Here is a 21,067-nt window from a genome sequence, read left to right as displayed (position 1 = left end):
TAATAATCATTATCTATAACAGTCTTAAAATCTTCTATTCCTGTACTGATTTGTTTCATACTCATCATTCCTTTCCTGAGATCATTATTACAGAGATAGTATTAAATATTAACCCTTACTTGCATTATACCATAGACTTTTTCTTAATTAATACAAAAATATCTATACCAAATAAATAGATCAGTCATTTCTCTATTTTTATACCCTTGTCAGAACTCCTTAAGGATGGAATTAAAATATTTTCTTGTTTCTTCATCAAGATCAATAAAAAGATAACTTAACTTATTAGTCACTAATTCACCTATTGTACTTTTTCAATATTACTAACTCCAAATAATAAAATAATCATATTTACCATTTTATCTTACATTACTTGAATTTAATCAAGTAATGTCGTTCCATAAGAATTATCAATAGCACAAAGCCATTTACCATCAACTTTTCTGTATACATAAGTTGCTCTACGATCCATACTATATTCAGATGTTTCTTTATTATCAGCATCTAATAAAGTTTGAGATAAAACTAATACTGTATCACCTGCTTCAATCATTAACATTTTTCCTTGTGTTGGAACAACACTATTTTTAAAATAAGCAGCAATTTTAATAAAAGCTTCTTTAATTGCTTCTTTCCCTTTTGCTTCTAAACCAGGTCTTACAACCAATACTGCATCATCAGTATAAAAATCCATTAAATCATCAAATCTCTCTTCCTTTATTGCTTTATCTGCAGCAGCTATCAACATTTTTATTTCTGTATTCATATTCATTTTCTCCTTTATTTTTTAATTCTAATTTATAGATATTGCTTTAATTATAAAACATTCTATAATTTTCATATATTTATAATATACTATATTTAAACATAAATTTATATATTTTTTTGTTTTTGCAACAGCTACCTTAACCAATCTGAAGTTTAGTACACAAAAAAGTCCCTATAAAATAGGACTTTCAAAATATTTAATCAAAAACTTTTTCCACTTCATTAACTGAATATACTGCAAGATTACTATTATCTTCTTGAAACATTAGAATAACATCACTAAGAGGTATTCCTCTAACATTTAATTCATTTTCAAGCCATGTTTCATCTTGGCCAATTATACTCAAATTATCATGAAAAATAATTCCTTGTTTAATTAAAACAGTTGGTAATTTAACTTTATTAATTGTAATATTTAAATCATTTACTACTGCTGGACGATACTTTTCCTTAGGAAAAAAACTAAAACTACCATTAGTTTCTAACACTACTGTTTGTAATTCATTTAGATTAAAATATCCAGCTATTCGACACTGCATTAAAAACTCATCTAAATCTAATTTAGCTTTTTCTAATTCTTCATTATAAATTTGATCATTTTCATACAAAACTACTGCTTGACCATCAATCAGTTTTCTTAGTTTTAAAGAAGAAGCAGCTGCTTTAGATAAGAAAATAATCACAATTGCATAGACTATCATAGCAATTAAAGGTTGTAAAATATTATCAAAACCTCCCATTACTAATTCACTAGCAATACTTCCAATCGTAATTCCATTTATATAATCATACATATTTAATTGACTAACTTGCCTATATCCCATCATTTTCGTAATAATAAATAATACAACCAAAGAAATAATAGGAATAATTATATATTCTAATATTTGCATAATCTCACCGCTAATAGTATGCTCTTTATGAATAAAAATAAACGAAAAAGAATTATTCTTTTTCGTTTACATATGCATTTACAATTTCACCAATATATACATAATGATAGTCATGATTAGGATAATTTTTAGTATCAAGACTTTCATCAATAAATCCATTAGGATTAATTTTCCCTCGATATAATTTTTTACAAATAAATGTCATTTTCCCTTGTTTAAATGAAGGTTGTCCATCAAGCATTTCAAGATCAAAATTAGTTTCTTTGATTTTATCACAATCCCGTCCTGATTTAGAACCTAAAATACCTAACTCTTTTTTATACCCTTCAAAAAAAGTCAAACTAAAATAATCACTGTTATCTACAAATTCTCTTGTATATCGTTGGGGACGAATATATACAGTAACAACATTTTTATTCCAAATAACTCCAATTCCACCCCATGAAGCTGTCATTGTATTTGTAACCCCATCTTTTAAAGCACTAATTAACAGCCAGTCTTTACCAATTGTTTTAAATGGATTTAAAACAATTTCATTAATATCAATTTTTTTATAACTCATTTCAATCCCCTTTTCTTAATTTAGCAAATAATTCAATTCCTTTTTTAGCCATCTCTAAATTAGATACTCGATAAGTCCAGTTAGTATCATTGACTTCTCCAGGTACATTAAAACGCTGATTATTATTTACTTCTAATAAATCCCAAATTGGAATAATTACATCACTAGCATTCGAATTTAAACAATACTGTATTATAGCAAGATTTAAGGGTAATGGACTTTTAACTAATTCAACAAGTCTATCATAAGTTTGTTGATCCAAACCATCAACCCAGCCTTTAATAGTTTCATTATCATGAGTACCAGAATAAAAATAGTTATTATCTAAATTCTCAAAGCCTTCATCAAGCATAAATTGAAATACTTTCATTCCTTTTAAATGATAATGATTTTTCAATTCAATCACTTCTGCTCTTAAATACCCTAAATCTTCTGCAACTAATTCAATATCACCTAATTTTTCATAAAGACAGTCAAACAACTCATAACCTGGAGCATATTTCCAAGTACCATCAATTGCACTAGTTGAAGCTGCAGGAATATCCCAATAAGAATCAAAAGCTCTAAAATGATCAATTCTTGTAATATCAAATATTTTACTAGCCCAGCCGATTCGATCGACCCAAAATTTGAAATCATTATTTTGCAAATGATTCCAATCATAAATTGGATTACCCCAATATTGTCCTGTAGCACTAAAATAATCTGGGGGAACCCCCGCTACATCAGTTGGATGACCCAAATCATCTAGTAAAAAAGATTCATTATCAAGCCATACCTCTACTGAACCATGATCTACATAAAATGGCATATCTCCTATAATTTTAATACCTAATTCATTTGTATATTTTTTAAAAGTAAACCATTGTAAATAGAAAATATATTGTACAAATTGATAATATCCTATCTCTTCATCGTATTCACTTAAATTTATTTGTTGTAGCTTGGGATAATATTTGAATTCATCAGGCCATGATGACCAATCATATGAACCATTAATAGCAGCAAAAGTACAATATACTGCATAATCAACTACCCAGGGACATTTTTCTAAAAAATAATGATATTCATCATTCCCCCTAAATTTTTTATATGCTTTTAATAGATATTTATGCTTAAATTCCCGAATTTTATCATAATAAACAATTGAACTTTCAGGATAATATTCTGGTACACTTTCCAACAAACCCATTTCTATTAATTTTTCTAAATCTATATATATTTCATCACCAGCAAAAGTACTTACACTACGATAAGGTGAATTTGCCTGAGTTGAAAAATGAAATGGTAAGATTTGTAAATATTGAGCTCCATTTTCAGCTAAAGTTTCAACGATTGAATAAGCATTTTTTCCTAAATCACCAATTCCATATTTAGATGGAAAACTAGATAAAGGAAATAAAACTCCCGCCTTCATCTTAATATCCTAAATCCTGGTTAACGATGACGATTTTTATTCGATCTACGTTACCTTGATACCCTAACTTAACATAACTGCTACATATTCGATCTGATGATAAACAATTCATACATTCTCCTGTTTTAGTACATGGAGTTTTCTTGTTTAAACGAATAGCATTTGCTGGAGCACTAACTGTTTTTATATGATTAATTGCTTCTGCTTCAGTTTCAAATATTTTATTTTTTCCAGCAATAACAATTACTTCTTTAGGTCCATAGATCATAGCTGCAACTCTATTTCCATTACCATCAATATTATATAAACATCCATCCATAGTTAAAGCATTAGTACTAGTAATAAACAAATCACTTGTAAATGCTTTTCTAAAAATATCCTGCATTTGCTCTCTAGTTAAATCTTCCTGATAACGATCATGTAAAATTACATCAGATTGTTTGATCAAATCAATTACACCAGCTTCAAACAATGTCATTGACCCACCTAAAGCAACTGTTTTTTGATTACATAGATATTTATTTAAATAATTATGTAATTCCTCAAAATTTTCTACAAAAGTAATTTGCATATTATTTTGATTAAAAGCTTTAATCATTTTATCTTCTTTAATCTTAATAATCCTTTTTAAATTTTTGTCCATAATTGTAAGTCCTTTCATAAACATATACATTTATTATATTATTTGTTTGCTAAGAAATCAATAAAGCTAAACGATAAACCATAAATGCAACAACATAAGCAATCCCAGTTTGATACATAGCTGTTAAAATTGCTTGTAACCAGGAACCTAATTCTCGCTTAGTTGCAGCAAAAGCAGCAACACATGGCATATATAAAACTGTAAATGTCAAAAAGGCAAAAGCACTAGCTGGTGTAAGTAACATATTTAAAGCATGATTTAATGCGACTGGAGTACTTGAATTAGTTAAAACCGATAAAGTAGATACAACTGATTCTTTAGCTGTAATTCCAGTGATTAGTGATGTAGATAGACGCCAATCACTAAAACCTAAAGGTTTAAAGATAAAAGCCAGTTTGTTACCAATAAATGCTAAAATACTCTTAGAACTATCATTAACCATTTCAAATCTAAAGTTAAAACTTTGTAAAAACCAAATTAATAAAGATGCAATAAAAATGATTGTAAATGCCTTCTTTAAAAAATCTTTTGCTTTTTCCCACATATGCATAATAACATTTTTAGCTGTAGGAATACGATAACTAGGTAACTCCATAACAAATGGAATCGGATCACCTGGAAAAATTGTTGATTTCAATAACAAAGCTGAAACTACAGCAACCAAAATACCAATACAATAAATTGTAATCATAACTAAAGGTGCTTTAGTACTAAAAAACGCTGCTATAATCATCCCATAAATTGGTAATTTTGCACTACAAGACATAAATGGTGTTACAACTATTGTCATTTTACGATCACGTTGTGATGATAGTGTTCTTGATGCCATGATTGCAGGTACTGAACAACCAAAACCAATCAACATTGGAACAAAAGATTTTCCTGATAATCCAATTTTTCTTAATAATTTATCCATTACAAACGCAACTCGAGCCATATATCCACTATCTTCAAGCATTGATAAAAAGAAAAATAGTACCACGATTAAAGGTAAAAAAGATAATACACTGCCAACTCCTGCAATGACTCCATCTTGTAATAATGAAATTAACCAAGGTGCGACCTGATGATTGGTTAAAAAATCAATTATTGTTTCACCAATAAAATTCACCCCTGTTTCCATTAAAGATTGTAATGGAGCCCCAATCACATTAAAAGTTAAAAAGAAAATTAATAACATCACCGTAATAAAGATTGGAATTCCAAAATATTTATGAGTTAAAAAAGCATCAATTTTTTCTGATCTTACTTGTCCTGCTGTTTCCTGTTCTTTAAATACAGTTTGACTAGTAATATTTTCAATAATTTTATAACGCATTTCAACTAAAGCAGCATCTTTATCAAGACCTTCTTTTTCTTCCATATCCTTAATAATATGCCCAATAATGTGCAGCTGCTGATTATCTAATTTTAACAGTTTGATTATTTCAGGATCACTTTCAATTACTTTTGTAACTGCAAAACGTTTAGGTAAAGCTGCTTTTAAAGCATTTTCCTCAATTAAATGATTAATTGAATGAATTGCTTTATGAATTTCACCAGTACATAAATCTAAATGTGAACAATTTTTTTCATTTAAGGTTGCATCAATCGCCTCTATTAATTCTTCAATCCCCTCATTCTTACTTGCTGAAATGGGAATTACTCGAATTCCTAATGCATCTTGCAGTCCCTCAACATCAATACAATTGCCACTATTAATAACTTCATCCATCATATTTAAAGCTAAAACCATTGGCATATTTAATTCTAGTAACTGCATTGTTAAATATAGATTTCTTTCAATACTTGTTGCATCAATAATATTGATAATCATTGATGATTTTTCTTTAATTAAGAAATCTGTTGAAACAATTTCTTCCATTGTATAAGGTGTTAACGAATAAATTCCTGGAAGATCAACTAATTTAATTGTTGGATGTTTCTTTATTATACCTGATTTCTGTTCGACTGTGACACCAGGAAAGTTACCAACATGTTGATTTGATCCAGTTAATGCATTAAATAATGTTGTTTTTCCACAATTTTGATTTCCAATCAAAGCAATTGTTTTAGATATCATTATTTACCACCTCAATTTCTATCATTGCAGCATCATCTTTTCTAATTGTTAGAACATAACTGCGTAAATATAATTCAATCGGATCTCCCATTGGAGCAACTTTGCGAACCTTTACAATCGTTCGTGGTGTTAATCCCATTTCCAACAAACGTCTACGTAACAATCCTTCCCCACCAACTACAGTAATTTTCCCACTCATCCCAGGTACTAATTCATCTAATGTCATCTTCTACCTCCTATAATTCATACTTATGTATTGTTTAACTATTCTAACATTTACAAGAAAGTCACAAGATATTCACAAATTGTGACTTTCTACTACTTATCATCATAATATATGTTATAGCCTTTATCATATTCCCAATTGTTAATCTTTTGTAACTGTAAATGCTCTCTGTGCTAGATTATACACTAAATCACAAAAAGTTTAAAGCCTCTAACATTATTCATGATAAATAAGGACTGAATTTTCAGTCCTTATTTTAAAATACGCATTGAATTTAAGATGGCAATCAAAGTTACACCAACATCTGCAAATACTCCCATCCACATATTTGCACAACCAAACATTGTCAACAAAAGAACTCCAATCTTGATAATTAATGTGAAAATCACATTTTGTTTTAAAACTTTATTTGTCTTTTTAGAAATTGAAATAGCTTCACCAATCGTAATAATATCATCATTCATTAAAACGATATCGGCCGCTTCAATTGCAGCATCACTACCAACACCACCCATGGCAATTCCTAAATCTGCTCTTGCAAGTACTGGAGCATCATTTATTCCGTCCCCAACAAACGATAATCTAGCACCTTGATTTATTAAATTTTCAACTTGCATCACTTTATCTTGTGGTAATAACTCACTATATACTGTATCTATTCCAATTTTCTTTGCAATATCTTTAGCAACCTCTCTGCGATCACCTGTTAACATAACTGTATTTTGAATTCCCTCTTTTTTTAGTCGTTTAATTCCTTCAATAGTTGTGTCTTTGATTTTATCAGCAACAACTATATTACCTAAATATTTTCTTTGACAAACAATATGAATGACAGTTCCAACTGTTAAAGGATTTTGAACTTGTATTCCTAAACCTTCAATATAAGACTTATTTCCCAAATTATACAATTTTCCATCAATTTTTACTTCTATTCCTTTACCTGCAACCTCTTTAAAATCACTAATTCTTTTTTGATCAATAACTTGTCCATATTTTTTTACAACACTTTTAGCGATAGGATGATTTGACATACTTTCTCCATAAGCACCTAACATCAATAAATCATCTGAACCATTTATCTCAATAACCTCAAAACTCCCTTCGGTAAGTGTTCCTGTTTTATCAAAAACAACAGTATCAATATCTTTTAATAGTTCAAGATAATTACCGCCTTTAACCAAAGCCCCCATTTTACTTGCTTTACCTAAACCAGCATATAAACCTAATGGAATTGAAATTACTAATGCACAAGGACAAGATACAACTAAAAATGTCAATGCTCTATATAGCCATTCCAAAAAAACAGCATCTTTAAAAATAATCATTGGAATAACTGCTAGAGCAATAGCTAAAAAGACTACTGTTGGAGTATATACTCTCGCAAAACGTGTAATAAATTGCTCAATTGGAGCTTTTTTACTAGCAGCATTTTCAACTAAATCAAGAATTTTTGATACAGTTGAATCCTCATAAGCCTGAGTTACTTTAATATTTATGATTCCAGTTAAATTAACTACCCCAGCTAATACTTCATCACCAGCACTTACATTTCTTGGTAATGTTTCACCTGTTAAACTAGAAGTGTCTAAAGTACTTTCACCCTTTAACACCTTTCCATCAAGAGGAACCTTTTCTCCCACCTTAATAATTATCTCATCACCAATCTTAATTTTTTCTGGAGTAACTTTAATAATATCATCTCCAACTATAAGATTAGCATAATCACTTTTCAAATCCATTAAGGAGCTAATAGAAGTTCTTGTTTTATTAACAGCGTAAGCCTGAAAAATCTCACCAACTGAATAAAACAACATTACTGCAATAGCCTCTTTATAATCACTGATACAAAAAGCACCAATAGTAGCAATACACATAAGAAAATTTTCATCAAAAATTTCACCACGGCCTATATTTTTTAAAGCTTTTAAAATTACTTTATATCCTACCAATAAATATGCAATTCCATAAATTAAGGCATCAAATTCAAAATCACCAACAATTATAGCAATAATGTATATTAGTGTACCAATAATTAATCCAAGATGATCTTTACAAACAAATAATCGAGGCTTTTCTATTACTTGTAGTGTATCTTTAAGTGATAAAGTAACACCATCTTCAACTTGATCAACCACTTTTTGGATTTGTTTTAATAATTTGTTTTGATCAATAGAATCTTTGGGTTTGACTTTTAAAGTTTCAGTTGAAAAAATAATCTGAGCTTTATCAATTTCATTCATTTTATTAATTGCTTGTTCAACCTTCATAGCACAATTAGCACAATCAAGACCACTTATCTTAATATTAATACCCTCTTTTAAATCATCATGCTTAATTGTTTCAATATCATGATCATGTCCACAACTACAATTTTCATGCTTATGATGATGTTCATGGTCATGCTCACAGCTATATTTATTATGATTATGATGATGTATTTTATCATCATGAAATTCATTTGATAAGTTAATCACTTCCACATCAGGTTCAACGCTTTTTACTGTTTTAATAAGTAACGCTTCATCAAATGAATCATCAATTGTTTCAACAAACATTTTTGTAGTTGCAAAAACAACATTACATTCTTTAATTCCTTTTAAATCACTTACTCGCTCTTGAACTTTTTGAGCACAATTAGCACAATCAAGTCCTTTTAAATCATATTTAAGTTTCATAACTTTCCCCCCTATTCAATCACATGCTTATAACCTGCATCAAAAATTTGTTTAACATGTTCATCATCAAGTGAATAATACATTAATTTTCCATCACGTCTAAATTTAACTAAATTAGCTTGTTTTAAAATTCTTAATTGATGAGAAATTGCTGATTGAGTCATCTCTAAACATGCCGCTAAATCATATACACACATTTCTGATTCAAACAAAGCACAAATAATTCTAATCCTTGTTGAATCACCAAATACTTTAAACAATTCTGCAACATCATATAAAATTTCTTCTTCTGGAAGTGCTGCAGCAACTTTATTAACAATAACTTCATTTACTACTTTATCCATTTTCACATCTCCTTTATATGAACATTTATTCATATGACAATATGATTATATAACCATATATTTACATTGTCAACTAATAATGATAAAATAAATCAAGAGAATGGAGGTTTATATGAAAAGATTATTAATAGTAATTGATTATCAAAATGATTTTGTTAGTGGTAGTTTAGGTTTTAATGATGCAATAATATTAGAAGATTATTTAGTGGAATTGATTAAAAAATATCATTTAAATAAAGATGATGTAATCTTTACTTATGATTCTCATCAAGATAATTATTTAGATACCCAGGAAGGTAAGAATCTACCTGTTACTCATTGTATAGAAAACAGTGAAGGATGGCAGTTATATGGTAAAATAGATAATTTAGCTAAAAATGATAAAAAAATTCTTAAAAATACTTTTGGTTCTTTAGAATTAGGTAATTATTTAAAAGATAAAGATTATGAAGAAATAACTTTAGTTGGCGTAGTTTCAAATATTTGTGTTATTTCTAATGCAGTCATTGTTAAAGCTGCATTACCTGAAGCAACAATAATTATTGATTGTAAAGGTATTGCTAGTAATGATCCTTTATTGCAAGAAAAAGCAATTGATTTAATGGCTAATTTGCATATGAAAATTATTAATAATGGTTAGTATACAATAAACTGTTTTTTAATTAAATAATTTACTATTATCCATAATTATTATTATATTTTCATAGAAATCCTATATTATCACCATTATTTAGATAAATTCTTTCTTGTAACAAGGGTTAAATAAGAGTATACTTATAAATAAATTAAGGGGGTATTTTAATCATGGAAATTAAAATTGAAAGAGCTCAAACGCTAAAAGAAAAACCAAGTCAAGATAACTTAGGTTTTGGTAATTATTTTACTGACCATATATTTATGATGGATTATACAGAAGGTAAAGGCTGGCATGATGCAAGAATCGTTCCATATGCACCAGTTCCTATGGATCCAGCTACAATGGTATTACATTATGCCCAAGAAACATTTGAAGGGTTAAAAGCATATCGTGATCCTAATGGAGATATTACTCTATTTAGACCTGAAATGAATGCACGAAGAATGATTAATTCAAATAGACGAATCTGTATGGCAGAATTACCTGAAGATATGTTTGTTGAAGCAGTTGAAGCAATTGTTAAATATGAACAGGATTGGATTCCTACTGCTAAAGATACGTCATTATACATTCGGCCATTTATGTTTGCAAGTGAAGCTGGAGTTGGGGTTCATCCTGCTAAATCATACACATTTATCATTATCTTATCGCCTGTAGGAAACTATTATCCTGAGGGAGTAAATCCAGTTAAAATATGGGTTGAAGATGAATATGTAAGAGCTGTTAAAGGTGGGACAGGATTTACTAAATGTGGTGGAAACTATGCCGCTAGTATTGCTGCCCAAGTAAAAGCTGAATCTCATGGTTATACACAAGTATTATGGTTAGATGGTGTTCATCGTAAGTATGTAGAAGAAGTAGGTACAATGAATGTAATGTTTGTAATTGATGGAAAAGTTATTACTGCTCCACTTGAAGGCTCTGTATTACCAGGAGTTACTCGTGATTCAATTATTCATATCCTTAAAGACTGGGGTTATGAAGTTGAAGAAAGAGAACTAAGTATTGATGAATTGATGGAAGCTGGTAAAAATGGTAAACTTACAGAAGCTTTTGGAACTGGAACAGCAGCTGTTATTTCACCAGTTGGACAACTTTATTATAAAGGTGAAGAAGTTATCATTAATGATTTTAAAACTGGCAGCTTAACACAAAAGCTTTATGACACTTTAACAGGTATCCAATGGGGTCGTATTGAAGACAAATATGGATGGGTTCGTCATCTTAAATAACTATAAGATTATTAAAAAAGCAGGTTATAGCACAATTAAAGCTACCCTGCTTTTTAAGTTTACAACTAATTAAATTAGAAATTATTCATCCAATACTCTTTCATTTGCTTCAGCAAACTTTTTCTCCACTGTCATTTCTGCCCATTTAATAAATTGTTCTTTAGTTATTCCCGTATCTTCCAGCCAGTTATTTAATGCCTCTGTAGATTTTTCATCTTTGCTTTTTCCATCCCCATAAATTGGAGCTATAACATTAAAATCTTTGTCATGATAAGTAATGCCATCAATTTCCTCAGTATCATCTATTGAATTATGCACAAGATGAACATCTATATATGCATCATTACAAATGAAAAACCAAAAACCGCTTTTCATTGTATCATAAACAGAATTTTCATCCCAAGGTTCGTCACTATTATCTTTTTCAACTCGATAAGCAGCATCAATAATTTTATTAGCTTCCTCCTGGTTTTCAGCTATATCCTTCTTACTACATCCCACAATACTAAAACATAAACCACAAATTAGTACAATTTTAAATAATTTTTTCATATATCAACTTTCCCTTTTTATATTTATTTTCTTTTATCAATTGGAATATAATCGTATGTTTCACCAACATATTTAGCAGCTGGACGAATTATTCTACCAGAATACAGCTTGTTTTCAATATTGTGAGCTAACCAGCCTACTGTACGTCCAACAACAAACATTAATGTATATAACTCTGTAGGAATACACAGCATATCATAAATTAATCCACTATAAAAATCAACATTAGCACAAACATTGATATTTTTACGCTTTTTAATTTCTGCTGTTGCTAATTGTTCAAAACGATGGTAAAAATCATACTCTGCTTCACGTCCTTTTTCAACCGCTAAATCTTTACATTGTTGTTTTAATATAATACAACGAGGATCACTAAGTGTGTAAACAGCATGCCCAATACCATAAATCAAACCACTATTATCATTAAATTGTTTAGATAAGATTTTATCAATAACTTGTTTAATCTGTTCATCACTAGCATTTAAACCTATTTCATCAATAACTAACTGCATTTGTTTCATTACAGCTAAATTCGCCCCACCATGTTTAGGTCCCTTTAATGAACCAATAGCTCCAGCAAAACTAGAATAAATATCTGTTCCAGTCGAACTAATTACAACATTAGTAAAGGTTGAATTATTCCCCCCACCATGATCTGCATGCAATACTAAACACATATCTAAAACTTCTGCTTCTTTAGGCGTGAAATGTTTATGGTCACGTAACAGATATAAAATATTTTCAGCAATTGATAGATCAGGTCTAATTTGATGAATAAACAAACTTTCCTTATCAAAATAATGTACTTTTGTACGATATGCATAACAAACAATTGATGGTATTTTTGCTATCAAATTTAACCCTTTATACATTGTCGCCAAAGCACTAATATTATCAGGATCACTATCATATGAATAAAGCATCAATACCTCTTGTTGTAATTTATTCATTAGATTTTTAGAAGGAAATCCAAGAATTTTTGATTCAAGATAGTATGGTGGAAGCTCATAACGATTAGACAGTTCTTTTTTAAAATTTTCTAATTCTTCTGAATTTGGCAAATATCCAAATAAAATTAAAAAACAAGTTTCTTCAAATAAAAATCGCTGGTTAGGTTCTCTTCTATTGATAATATCAGAAACATTGATACCACGATAATATAATTCACCATCACAATCAATTTTTTTCCCATTTATTTTTTTATATCCTACAACATCAGCTATTTTAGTAAGCCCAACTAAAACACCAGTACCATCTTCATTTCTTAATCCCTTTTTTACATCATATTTCGAATATAATTCATTTTCTATTCTATTATTACCCTCTTTAGCTTTTTCAATAAAACCATCAATAAATTCACTCATACAAATACCCCCTAAAATTTAATTATATCCATTATAACATCAATTCACTAAATTGTATACAATTTATATTAAAGACTGTATACAAAACAACTTAATCTTTCTTAAACAAAATTCATATTGATTTATTGTTTAATTGGTATAATTAAGTTAGAATGAAAAACAGAAATAATAATCCAAATAAAAAATAAACTAAAAAAATCTACAATGATAACATATTTATAACTATGTGTGCCTTAAACACATAGCTAGAAAGGAATGTAAGACTATTATGAAAATAAATAAACAAAATTATACTGGTTTAACTAGTAATCAAGTCAAACAAAGAATAAATGAAGGTAAACTAAACATAATTGATAATAAGATTACAAAATCATATAAACAAATATTTTTGAACAATACAATTACTTTCTTTAATATATTAAATGCAGCTTTATTAGCTCTTGTTATTTTTGTAGGTTCTTACAAAAATACTTTATTTATATTAGTAATTATTATAAATACTATTGAAGGTATTTATCAGGAAATAAAAGCTAAACGAACATTAGATCGTTTATCAATTATTACAACTTCTAAAGTTGAGGTTATTCGTGATGATGTACTTATGGAAATTTCGATTGATGAAATTGTATTAGACGATTATCTTGTTTTATATACTGGATGCCAGATTCCTGCTGATAGTACATTAGTTGAAGGATATATTGAAGTAAATGAATCTTTGCTGACTGGTGAATCTGATCCTGTTATAAAACAAAATGGTGATAACTTACTTTCTGGTAGTTTCATTACTTCTGGAAAAGGTATTTGTAAAGTTCTTCATGTTGGTAATGATAATTACATGAATAAAATTACTAGTGAAGCTAAACGATTAAAAAAACATAATTCTCAATTAAATCAAAGTTTAAATAAAATTTTAAAATATGTAAGTATTATTATTTTACCAATTGGGGGATTATTATTTTTAAAACAATTTATATATGGGGGACAAAATTTCAATGATGCAATAGTTAGTACAGTAGCTGCTGTATTAGGAATGATTCCTGAAGGTCTGGTTTTACTTACTAGTGTTGCTTTAACTCTTAGTGTTTTAAGATTAGCAAAGCAAAAAACTTTAGTTCAGGAACTATTTTGTATTGAAACGTTAGCTCGAGTTGATGTCTTATGTCTTGATAAAACTGGGACAATTACTGAAGGAACAATGGAAGTTGAATTTGATGTTAAAATAAGTAATGTTGATTTAAATGAAATTATTGGTAATTTAATGCATACATTAACTGATGTTAATGTTACTGCTCAAGCACTTAAAGAACATTATCCTTGCCAAACAACTTTCAAACCATATTATGTTATCCCATTTAGTTCGAATCGTAAATATAGTGGAACATCTTTTTATGATCAGGGTACATATTATATTGGTGCATATCAGTTCTTATTTCCTCATGGTAATCAAAATCTTGAAGAACTTTGTTCTAAATACGCAAATGATGGATATCGTATTTTAGTATTAGCACATACTGATAAAATAATGGATAATGAATCTTTACCTAATGATTTAAAACCTTGTGGTATCATTGTATTAAGTGATGTGATTAGAGCTGATGCAAAAGAAACAATAAATTATTTTAACTTACAGGGAGTAGATTTAAAAATTATTTCTGGTGATGATCCAATTACAGTTTCTGCTATTGCTAAAAGAGCAGGATTAAAAGAAGGACATAAATATATTGATGCTACTAAACTAACTTCCTCAAAAAAATTACAAGAAGCTATAAATAAGTACTCTGTTTTTGGTCGTGTTACTCCCCAACAAAAAAAAGAAATGGTTTTGGCACTAAAAGAAATGGGACATACTGTTGCAATGACTGGTGATGGAGTAAATGATGTTTTAGCTTTTAAAGAAGCTGATTGTTCAATTGCTATGGCTTCAGGCAGTGATGCTGCAAAAAATGCTGCCAATCTAGTTTTGCTGGATAATAATTTTAATGCAATGCCTCATATTGTTGATGAAGGTAGAAGAGTTATTAATAACATTACTATGTCAGCATCAATGTTTTTGATTAAAACAATTTTTTCAGCACTAATTTCTATTACAACAATATTTTTTGGTCAAGCTTATCCTTTTGAGCCAATTCAATTATCTTTAATTAGTGCCTGTGGAGTTGGTATTCCTACTTTCTTTTTAACATATGAAGCTAATTTTTCTCAAGTAAAAGGAAATTTTTTAAAAAACGTATTAGAAAGATCTTTTCCATCTGGTTTTATCATTGCTTTAGGGGCTACTTTAATAACAAATATTGGTTTATCATTAGGTTATGAACCAAATATGTTATCAACTGTTTGTATCTTATTTACAGGATGGAATTATACTATTGCTTTGTTAAAGGTTTATAAACCTTTAACAATATATCGAAAAATAATAATTTATACGACCCAGCTAATATATTATATTTCAATGATAATTGGTCAATCAATCTTAGAGTTAACAGATGTAACATTTAATTGGTTAATGGTCTTACTGGCACTAATTGCTTTTTCCTCACTTCTTGTTGATCTGACAGCCTTTCTATTTAAACAATTAGAAGATAAATATATAAAATAGTCTTAAAAGAATAGATAACCCCCTATTCTTTTTTCTATCAAGTTATCTTAATAATTATGTTGGCAAATAGTTCAAAAACTTGTTAAAATATAATAAAGGAGAAGGAAAAGTTATGTATGAAAAAATAAAATTACTTGCCACAGAATATTTTCCTGAAACTGTTCAAATAAGACGTGATTTTCATAAATATGCAGAACGTGGCTGGTTAGAAATGAGAACAGCTTCAATAATTGCTAGAAAATTAGAAAATTTAGGATATCAGGTATCTGCAGGAAAAGAGCTAATGCGTGAAGAATTTAGAATGGGACTTCCTAATAAACGTATTTTAACAATTAATTATAAACGTGCTTTGTTACAAGGAGCAGACCCATATTATTTAGAAAAAGTAAAAGATGGCTTTACCGCTGTAGCTGGGATTATAAGAAATGGAGAAGGACCAGTTGTAGCAATTCGTTTCGATATAGATGCCTTAAGTATTACTGAAGATGATTCAACTAACCATAATCCAGGTAAGTTTGGTTTTGTTTCTTGTAACCCTGGAGCAATGCATGCTTGTGGTCACGATGGACATAGTGCAATTGGTTTAACTGTAGCTAAAATTTTAGCTAAAATAAGAGAAAATCTTCATGGTACTATTAAACTTATTTTTCAGCCTGCTGAAGAAGGTGTTAGAGGAGCTAAAAGTATTGCTACTAGCGGAATTTTAGATGATGTTGATTATATATTTGCTGGTCACATTTGGCAACAAGCTCCTGATGAAGACTATGATATTTATTTAGGAATGGATGAGACTTTCGCCACAACAAAATTAGATGTTATTTATCATGGAGTTTCTTCACATGCAGCAGGAATGCCACAATTTGGTAAAAATGCCCTTCTTTCAGCAGCCTCATGTATTTTAAATTTACATTCAATTCCTCGTAACAGTGATGGATGTACACGTATCAATGTTGGAACAATTAACGCTGGAACAGGACGTAATGTTGTTCCTGAAACAGCTAAATTAGAAATTGAAGTTCGTGGTGCTACTACTGAACTAAATAATTATATGGAAGTATATGCTCGTGATATTATTCAGGGTTCTGCTTTAATGCATGATACAATTGTAGAAATCAAACAAATGGGTAAAGCTTATTCACTTGAATGTGATAAAAAGATGATGGATATAATCCATGATGTATGTGATGAACATTTGAAAAATGTTAAAGTTGCTCCAAGATATCTTAGCCCTTTAGATGGAAGTGATGATTTTTCTTATATGATGGCAACTGTTCAAGCACATGGTGGTATTGGTACTTATATGAAATTAACTACTGATTTAGTTGCTTCCCCTCATAATTGTGCTTTTGATTTTGATGAAAAAGTTCTTTTAACTGGAACAACTGTTTATAGTTGTGTAGCATATTATTTATTAAATAATATTGAAAAAAAATGAGACGATTAGTCTCATTTTAATTAATCATTCTTTTTGTTATCAAAAAAGCTCATAAAATTATCTACAGCATTATCTACACCATTTTCAAATTTCGATTTAAAACTATCAAAATCCCCTTTAGCATCATTAATAATATCATCTACTTCATCATCTTTAGCTCGATATACACGACTAGCATAATTTTTAGCCTGTATTCCTAAATTTCTGATTGAATCATCCTCACCTACATCCGCTCTATTTGCAGCCATTTCTAAATAACTACCCTTTTCATATAATTTTTTAGCTACTTCTTTATCTTTTACATTATCAAGATTATTTCTAATATAGTTAGTAGCATCAATTACATCATCACGATTAACTACATAATCATCATTGAATTGATTTTTAACCTTATCATCAATATCATCAAAATCGTCATCAATATCATCATTGTTATCATTGTTATCGTTGTTATCGTTTGCTGTGTTATTCATATCGTTATCCTTGTCATTATCACCATTAGTACACCCTACCAACGAAAAACTTAAAGTAAATAATAGACTTAAACAAAATAAGTATTTTATTATTTGTTTCATATATATTCTCCTTTTTAAATTTCTATAATTATTTTTAACCAATTTTATTTTTTTAAACCAAATATCAAAAAATAATGTATAATAAAAAAGGTGATGATATGAAAGAAAAACAACTAAATGCTTTACTTGAAAATATTAACTATGAAATTTCTTTATTAGCTAATATGAGTGCTTTTATAAAACAAGAGTTTAAAGATGTATCATGGGCTGGTTTTTATCTTAATCAAGACGAACAATTAATTCTTGGTCCATTTCAAGGATTAGTTGCTTGTACTACTATTCCTTTTGATAAAGGTGTATGTGGTGCTTGTGCTAAAAATTTAACGACCTTAAGAGTTGCAAATGTTCATGAGTTTTCTGGTCACATTGCCTGTGATAGTGCTAGTAATAGTGAAATTGTCTTACCCATAGTAATAGATGATTCATTATATGGTGTATTAGACCTTGATTCAACTAATTTTGATCGTTTTCAAGAAGATGACCAGCTAATATTAGAAAAATTAGTTAATATTTTAATTAAACACTTAAAAAGAATAAAAAACAATTAAACGATACTGAAAACAGTATCGTTTAATTGTTTAAAAATAAACATCATTAATTATATCACTATAATAAAATTAACTTTTTTTATCAAATTTATGACTACACTTAGGACAAGTAATAGTGATTTTTCCATGTCCTCTAGGAACTCTAACAGTCTGTTTACACTCAGGACATAAAAAATATTTATGCTCATGATCTTCTCGATTTTTTTTAATCATACTAATTCTTTTTTGAATTGGCTGAATTATTGATAAATATTTATCATTTTCTGCCCTTCTTCTATAAATATTTCGTGAATAAATTCTATACAGACTGTAAATTAAAATCAACCAAACTATTGCAGATAAAAATGAATTTCTAATAAAAAACAAGTTTAAGATCATTAATACTATCGCCAGAATCACTAGAAACACATTAAACTGATCTGAACCATAACGTCCTAACATAAATTGATATACTGCATTTTGAAATTTGTTCATAACACCCCTCTTTTCACCTACTTACTATAATAGCATAATGTTAATAAATTATGAATTATTTTTTTTCTTATATTCTTTACGGCTGTTATTATTTTCAACTAATAACGTCTTAAAAAAATGAATTAAGGCATTTCTTGATTCACTATCCATGTTTTTCAACTCTTTAAGTGCAGTAATTAGATGAGTAAATGTTTTTTCTGAAAAATCATTTATTTTTTCAATTTTTGCTGCTTCAATAATATTAAAAATACTATCTACAGCATTTTTTCTAGTTTCTTTATCAACTTTACTAAGCCAGATTTTAAAAGCAGTATCCATAGCTTGACTATCTTGATTTATCGATTCGATTTCAACAAAACGAGTTCCTTCTATTTGCCAAGTAAAACCATTATGCTGCATCAAGCCTTTAGCATCACTTTTTACAACAATCATTTCTTCAAGATATTCAAGCATGATTCCAAAAACACACCCTTCTGGAACAAACTTTTTGATTCTTTTTGCAATATTTTGATATTCTGGCATTTTTAATGTTTCTATATCAAAACCAGGTCCATCATTATTATAGATTTCAATTATTCTTTTTATAACCCTTTCATCATTATTACAAGCTGCATATACAGCTAAATTTCCACCTTTAGAATGCCCTCCCAAACGAATTTTAACACCATTAAAACTTTGATTAAAATATTGTTTTAAACTGCTAAAAATTGATGTTTTAAGATCACGATTTTTAATTGTATATAATAATGAACGATTATATTTTTTATGGGAAATCTGTTTCAAATACTCTTTAGCTCTAATTTGTGAGGGAATTGGCAACATATAAGTCATCATAAAATCTTCTTTCCAACCTAAAATAGTATCATCTGTGCCTCTAAAAGCAACATAAATACTATTATCAGGTAATTGAAATGTGATAGCAGCAAATTGTTTTATTTCTTGATAATCCAATTCGTTAATATAGTCAGATAATAAAATATTTCTATAACGTTTTGATTCTGCCATAACTTTCAACAACTGAATTGCATCTTTGGTAAAAGAAAATTTATTCATTAACTGTTCAACATCATTTAATTTAAAAAAATCCTTTGCTACATCCTCTAAACGACGATTTCCTGCTTCTAAAAAACCTGGTACGATTTGATTGAATTCTACATATACCAATTCACTCAAAATCAATCCATCAATATCATTAAAAGGATCTACCTGCATTTCAAGATCACCACGCCATTTTACATAATCTATAATATTTGACATTTTTAACTTTCTCCCCATTTTCATCTATTCTTGAAACTTTAATATATCACCTATAATTGTTGTATAAGGTGATACATATAAATATTATAAACAAATCTAAATATAAAAAACATATTTTAATCATTATATTTCTCATAAATAATTGTTTTAAGAAATAATCTACAATTAAAGAAGGAAATATGGATGAAACAAAAACTTTTGCAAAGAATACATCAATGTTATCAACATTACAATAGGCATACTAAAGCTAGTGGTATAGCAAAAATAAGTTTTTAATATATCAATTATTTGCTACTTTTAGTACTAATGATCTAGTTGTTTTGGTCCATAATGCTTTGTCTTTAAAATTGAATATATTTAAACATTAGATTTATATCTTCTTCATCATGTAAATAATTAAAACTTATTAAGAAATTCTTTAGTTTTTTTATGATGAAATTTTTATATCTAGGATATAATATATATAAAAGTTATAAATATTATTTTGGTAGTGTCAAATAAGTTATGAAAAAATTTCATTTTTTCATAACTAGAATTCCATAGTTGATTCTATGTAGTAATCAAGAGCTTCATCAAGCAGGATATTCCATTTATTTGGCATATTATGTGTCTTTTTTAAACAGTCAAGCTGTACAGGCGGTTTATATCCTAAAGTTGTATGGTTTCTTAAAAAGTTAAAGTATGTTGTAAACAGACACATGAAGTCATTGGCACCTGCAAGCGTGTTGAAACCATTTTTTACAGCATATGAATACTGAAATGTTCGATTTAAACGTTCAATAATTTGTTTGGCAGGACGATGTTTCT

The 21,067-nt window shown here is 28.6% G+C and carries 21 protein-coding genes; 5 read left to right on the top strand and 16 right to left on the bottom strand.

The features are described from left to right. Positions 1-209: 209 nt before the first annotated feature. From BMW96_RS14855 to BMW96_RS11865, 10 genes are all read right to left on the bottom strand, one after another. Entirely contained in the window at positions 210-305 is a 96-nt protein-coding gene (locus BMW96_RS14855; protein ID WP_350354457.1) for a hypothetical protein, read from the bottom strand. Between the two features lie 74 nt (positions 306-379). Further along, on the bottom strand, positions 380-766 hold the full coding sequence (locus tag BMW96_RS11905) for a YybH family protein (protein WP_092356271.1): 387 nt from the start codon (positions 764-766) through the stop codon (positions 380-382). Positions 767-965: 199 nt separating this feature from the next. Then, a complete protein-coding gene (locus tag BMW96_RS11900; RefSeq protein ID WP_092356268.1) occupies positions 966-1,661 on the bottom strand; it encodes a DUF421 domain-containing protein in 696 nt (231 codons plus the stop codon). A 52-nt stretch (positions 1,662-1,713) separates the two neighbouring features. After that, a complete protein-coding gene (locus tag BMW96_RS11895) occupies positions 1,714-2,223 on the bottom strand; it encodes a flavin reductase (protein WP_092356265.1) in 510 nt (169 codons plus the stop codon). Position 2,224: 1 nt separating this feature from the next. Then, positions 2,225-3,640 carry a 4-alpha-glucanotransferase gene (malQ, locus tag BMW96_RS11890; RefSeq protein WP_092356262.1) on the bottom strand — a complete coding sequence of 472 codons (1,416 nt, stop codon included), beginning with the start codon at positions 3,638-3,640 and terminating at the stop codon, positions 2,225-2,227. 1 nt (position 3,641) lies between these two features. Then, positions 3,642-4,283, bottom strand: a complete 642-nt coding sequence (locus tag BMW96_RS11885; protein WP_092356259.1) for a lactate utilization protein — start codon at positions 4,281-4,283, stop codon at positions 3,642-3,644. 49 nt (positions 4,284-4,332) lie between these two features. Further along, positions 4,333-6,345 carry a ferrous iron transport protein B gene (gene feoB, locus BMW96_RS11880; protein WP_092356255.1) on the bottom strand — a complete coding sequence of 671 codons (2,013 nt, stop codon included), beginning with the start codon at positions 6,343-6,345 and terminating at the stop codon, positions 4,333-4,335. Continuing rightward, positions 6,335-6,571, bottom strand: a complete 237-nt coding sequence (locus tag BMW96_RS11875; RefSeq protein ID WP_092356252.1) for a FeoA family protein — start codon at positions 6,569-6,571, stop codon at positions 6,335-6,337. The genes feoB and BMW96_RS11875 overlap by 11 nt, the downstream gene beginning before the upstream one ends. A 251-nt stretch (positions 6,572-6,822) precedes the next feature. Further along, a complete protein-coding gene (locus BMW96_RS11870) occupies positions 6,823-9,246 on the bottom strand; it encodes a heavy metal translocating P-type ATPase (RefSeq protein WP_092356249.1) in 2,424 nt (807 codons plus the stop codon). A gap of 11 nt (positions 9,247-9,257) precedes the next feature. After that, a complete protein-coding gene (locus BMW96_RS11865) occupies positions 9,258-9,590 on the bottom strand; it encodes an ArsR/SmtB family transcription factor (RefSeq protein WP_092356246.1) in 333 nt (110 codons plus the stop codon). A gap of 112 nt (positions 9,591-9,702) precedes the next feature. On the opposite strand from BMW96_RS11865, the gene BMW96_RS11860 reads away from it, so the two are divergent. Both BMW96_RS11860 and BMW96_RS11855 read left to right on the top strand, forming a co-directional pair. Next, positions 9,703-10,230 (top strand): cysteine hydrolase family protein, encoded by a 528-nt coding sequence (locus BMW96_RS11860; RefSeq protein WP_092356243.1) that lies wholly within the window; start codon positions 9,703-9,705, stop codon positions 10,228-10,230. Between the two features lie 164 nt (positions 10,231-10,394). Further along, a complete protein-coding gene (locus tag BMW96_RS11855) occupies positions 10,395-11,459 on the top strand; it encodes a branched-chain amino acid aminotransferase (protein WP_092356240.1) in 1,065 nt (354 codons plus the stop codon). A gap of 81 nt (positions 11,460-11,540) precedes the next feature. Here the strand turns inward: BMW96_RS11855 and BMW96_RS11850 are convergent, their stop codons facing one another. Together BMW96_RS11850 and BMW96_RS11845 are read right to left on the bottom strand one after the other, a co-directional pair. Then, positions 11,541-12,011, bottom strand: coding sequence for a hypothetical protein (locus tag BMW96_RS11850; RefSeq protein WP_092356237.1), 471 nt, complete (start codon positions 12,009-12,011; stop codon positions 11,541-11,543). A 23-nt stretch (positions 12,012-12,034) separates the two neighbouring features. Further along, the gene (locus BMW96_RS11845) at positions 12,035-13,375 is read right to left on the bottom strand and encodes a citrate synthase (protein ID WP_092356234.1); all 1,341 of its coding nucleotides are present in this window, start codon (positions 13,373-13,375) and stop codon (positions 12,035-12,037) included. 268 nt (positions 13,376-13,643) lie between these two features. Here BMW96_RS11845 and BMW96_RS11840 point away from each other — a divergent pair, with 268 nt between their 5' ends. Together BMW96_RS11840 and BMW96_RS11835 are read left to right on the top strand one after the other, a co-directional pair. Continuing rightward, positions 13,644-15,971 (top strand): cation-translocating P-type ATPase, encoded by a 2,328-nt coding sequence (locus BMW96_RS11840; protein ID WP_092356231.1) that lies wholly within the window; start codon positions 13,644-13,646, stop codon positions 15,969-15,971. A 112-nt stretch (positions 15,972-16,083) separates the two neighbouring features. Then, the gene (locus BMW96_RS11835; RefSeq protein WP_092356228.1) at positions 16,084-17,406 is read left to right on the top strand and encodes an amidohydrolase; all 1,323 of its coding nucleotides are present in this window, start codon (positions 16,084-16,086) and stop codon (positions 17,404-17,406) included. Positions 17,407-17,426: 20 nt separating this feature from the next. Here the strand turns inward: BMW96_RS11835 and BMW96_RS11830 are convergent, their stop codons facing one another. Then, positions 17,427-17,981 (bottom strand): hypothetical protein, encoded by a 555-nt coding sequence (locus BMW96_RS11830; RefSeq protein WP_092356225.1) that lies wholly within the window; start codon positions 17,979-17,981, stop codon positions 17,427-17,429. Between the two features lie 98 nt (positions 17,982-18,079). Between BMW96_RS11830 and BMW96_RS11825 the strand changes: the two genes are divergently transcribed. After that, positions 18,080-18,529, top strand: a complete 450-nt coding sequence (locus BMW96_RS11825) for a GAF domain-containing protein (protein WP_177165847.1) — start codon at positions 18,080-18,082, stop codon at positions 18,527-18,529. Positions 18,530-18,598: 69 nt separating this feature from the next. On the opposite strand, the gene BMW96_RS11820 is transcribed toward BMW96_RS11825, so the two are convergent. The 3 genes from BMW96_RS11820 to BMW96_RS11810 form a co-directional block, all read right to left on the bottom strand. Next, positions 18,599-19,003, bottom strand: coding sequence for a hypothetical protein (locus BMW96_RS11820; RefSeq protein WP_092356219.1), 405 nt, complete (start codon positions 19,001-19,003; stop codon positions 18,599-18,601). Positions 19,004-19,051: 48 nt separating this feature from the next. After that, positions 19,052-20,260: a DUF2974 domain-containing protein gene (locus tag BMW96_RS11815; RefSeq protein ID WP_092356216.1), complete on the bottom strand. Its 1,209-nt coding sequence runs from the start codon at positions 20,258-20,260 to the stop codon at positions 19,052-19,054. Positions 20,261-20,789: 529 nt separating this feature from the next. Continuing rightward, on the bottom strand, positions 20,790-21,067 hold a 278-nt coding region (locus BMW96_RS11810; protein WP_143050749.1), incomplete at its 5' end, for an integrase core domain-containing protein.

Origin of the sequence: Thomasclavelia cocleata (assembly GCF_900102365.1) — a bacterium.
Taxonomy (GTDB): Bacteria; Bacillota_I; Bacilli_A; order Erysipelotrichales; family Coprobacillaceae; genus Thomasclavelia; species Thomasclavelia cocleata.
This window is presented reverse-complemented; position numbering and strand designations above follow the sequence as displayed.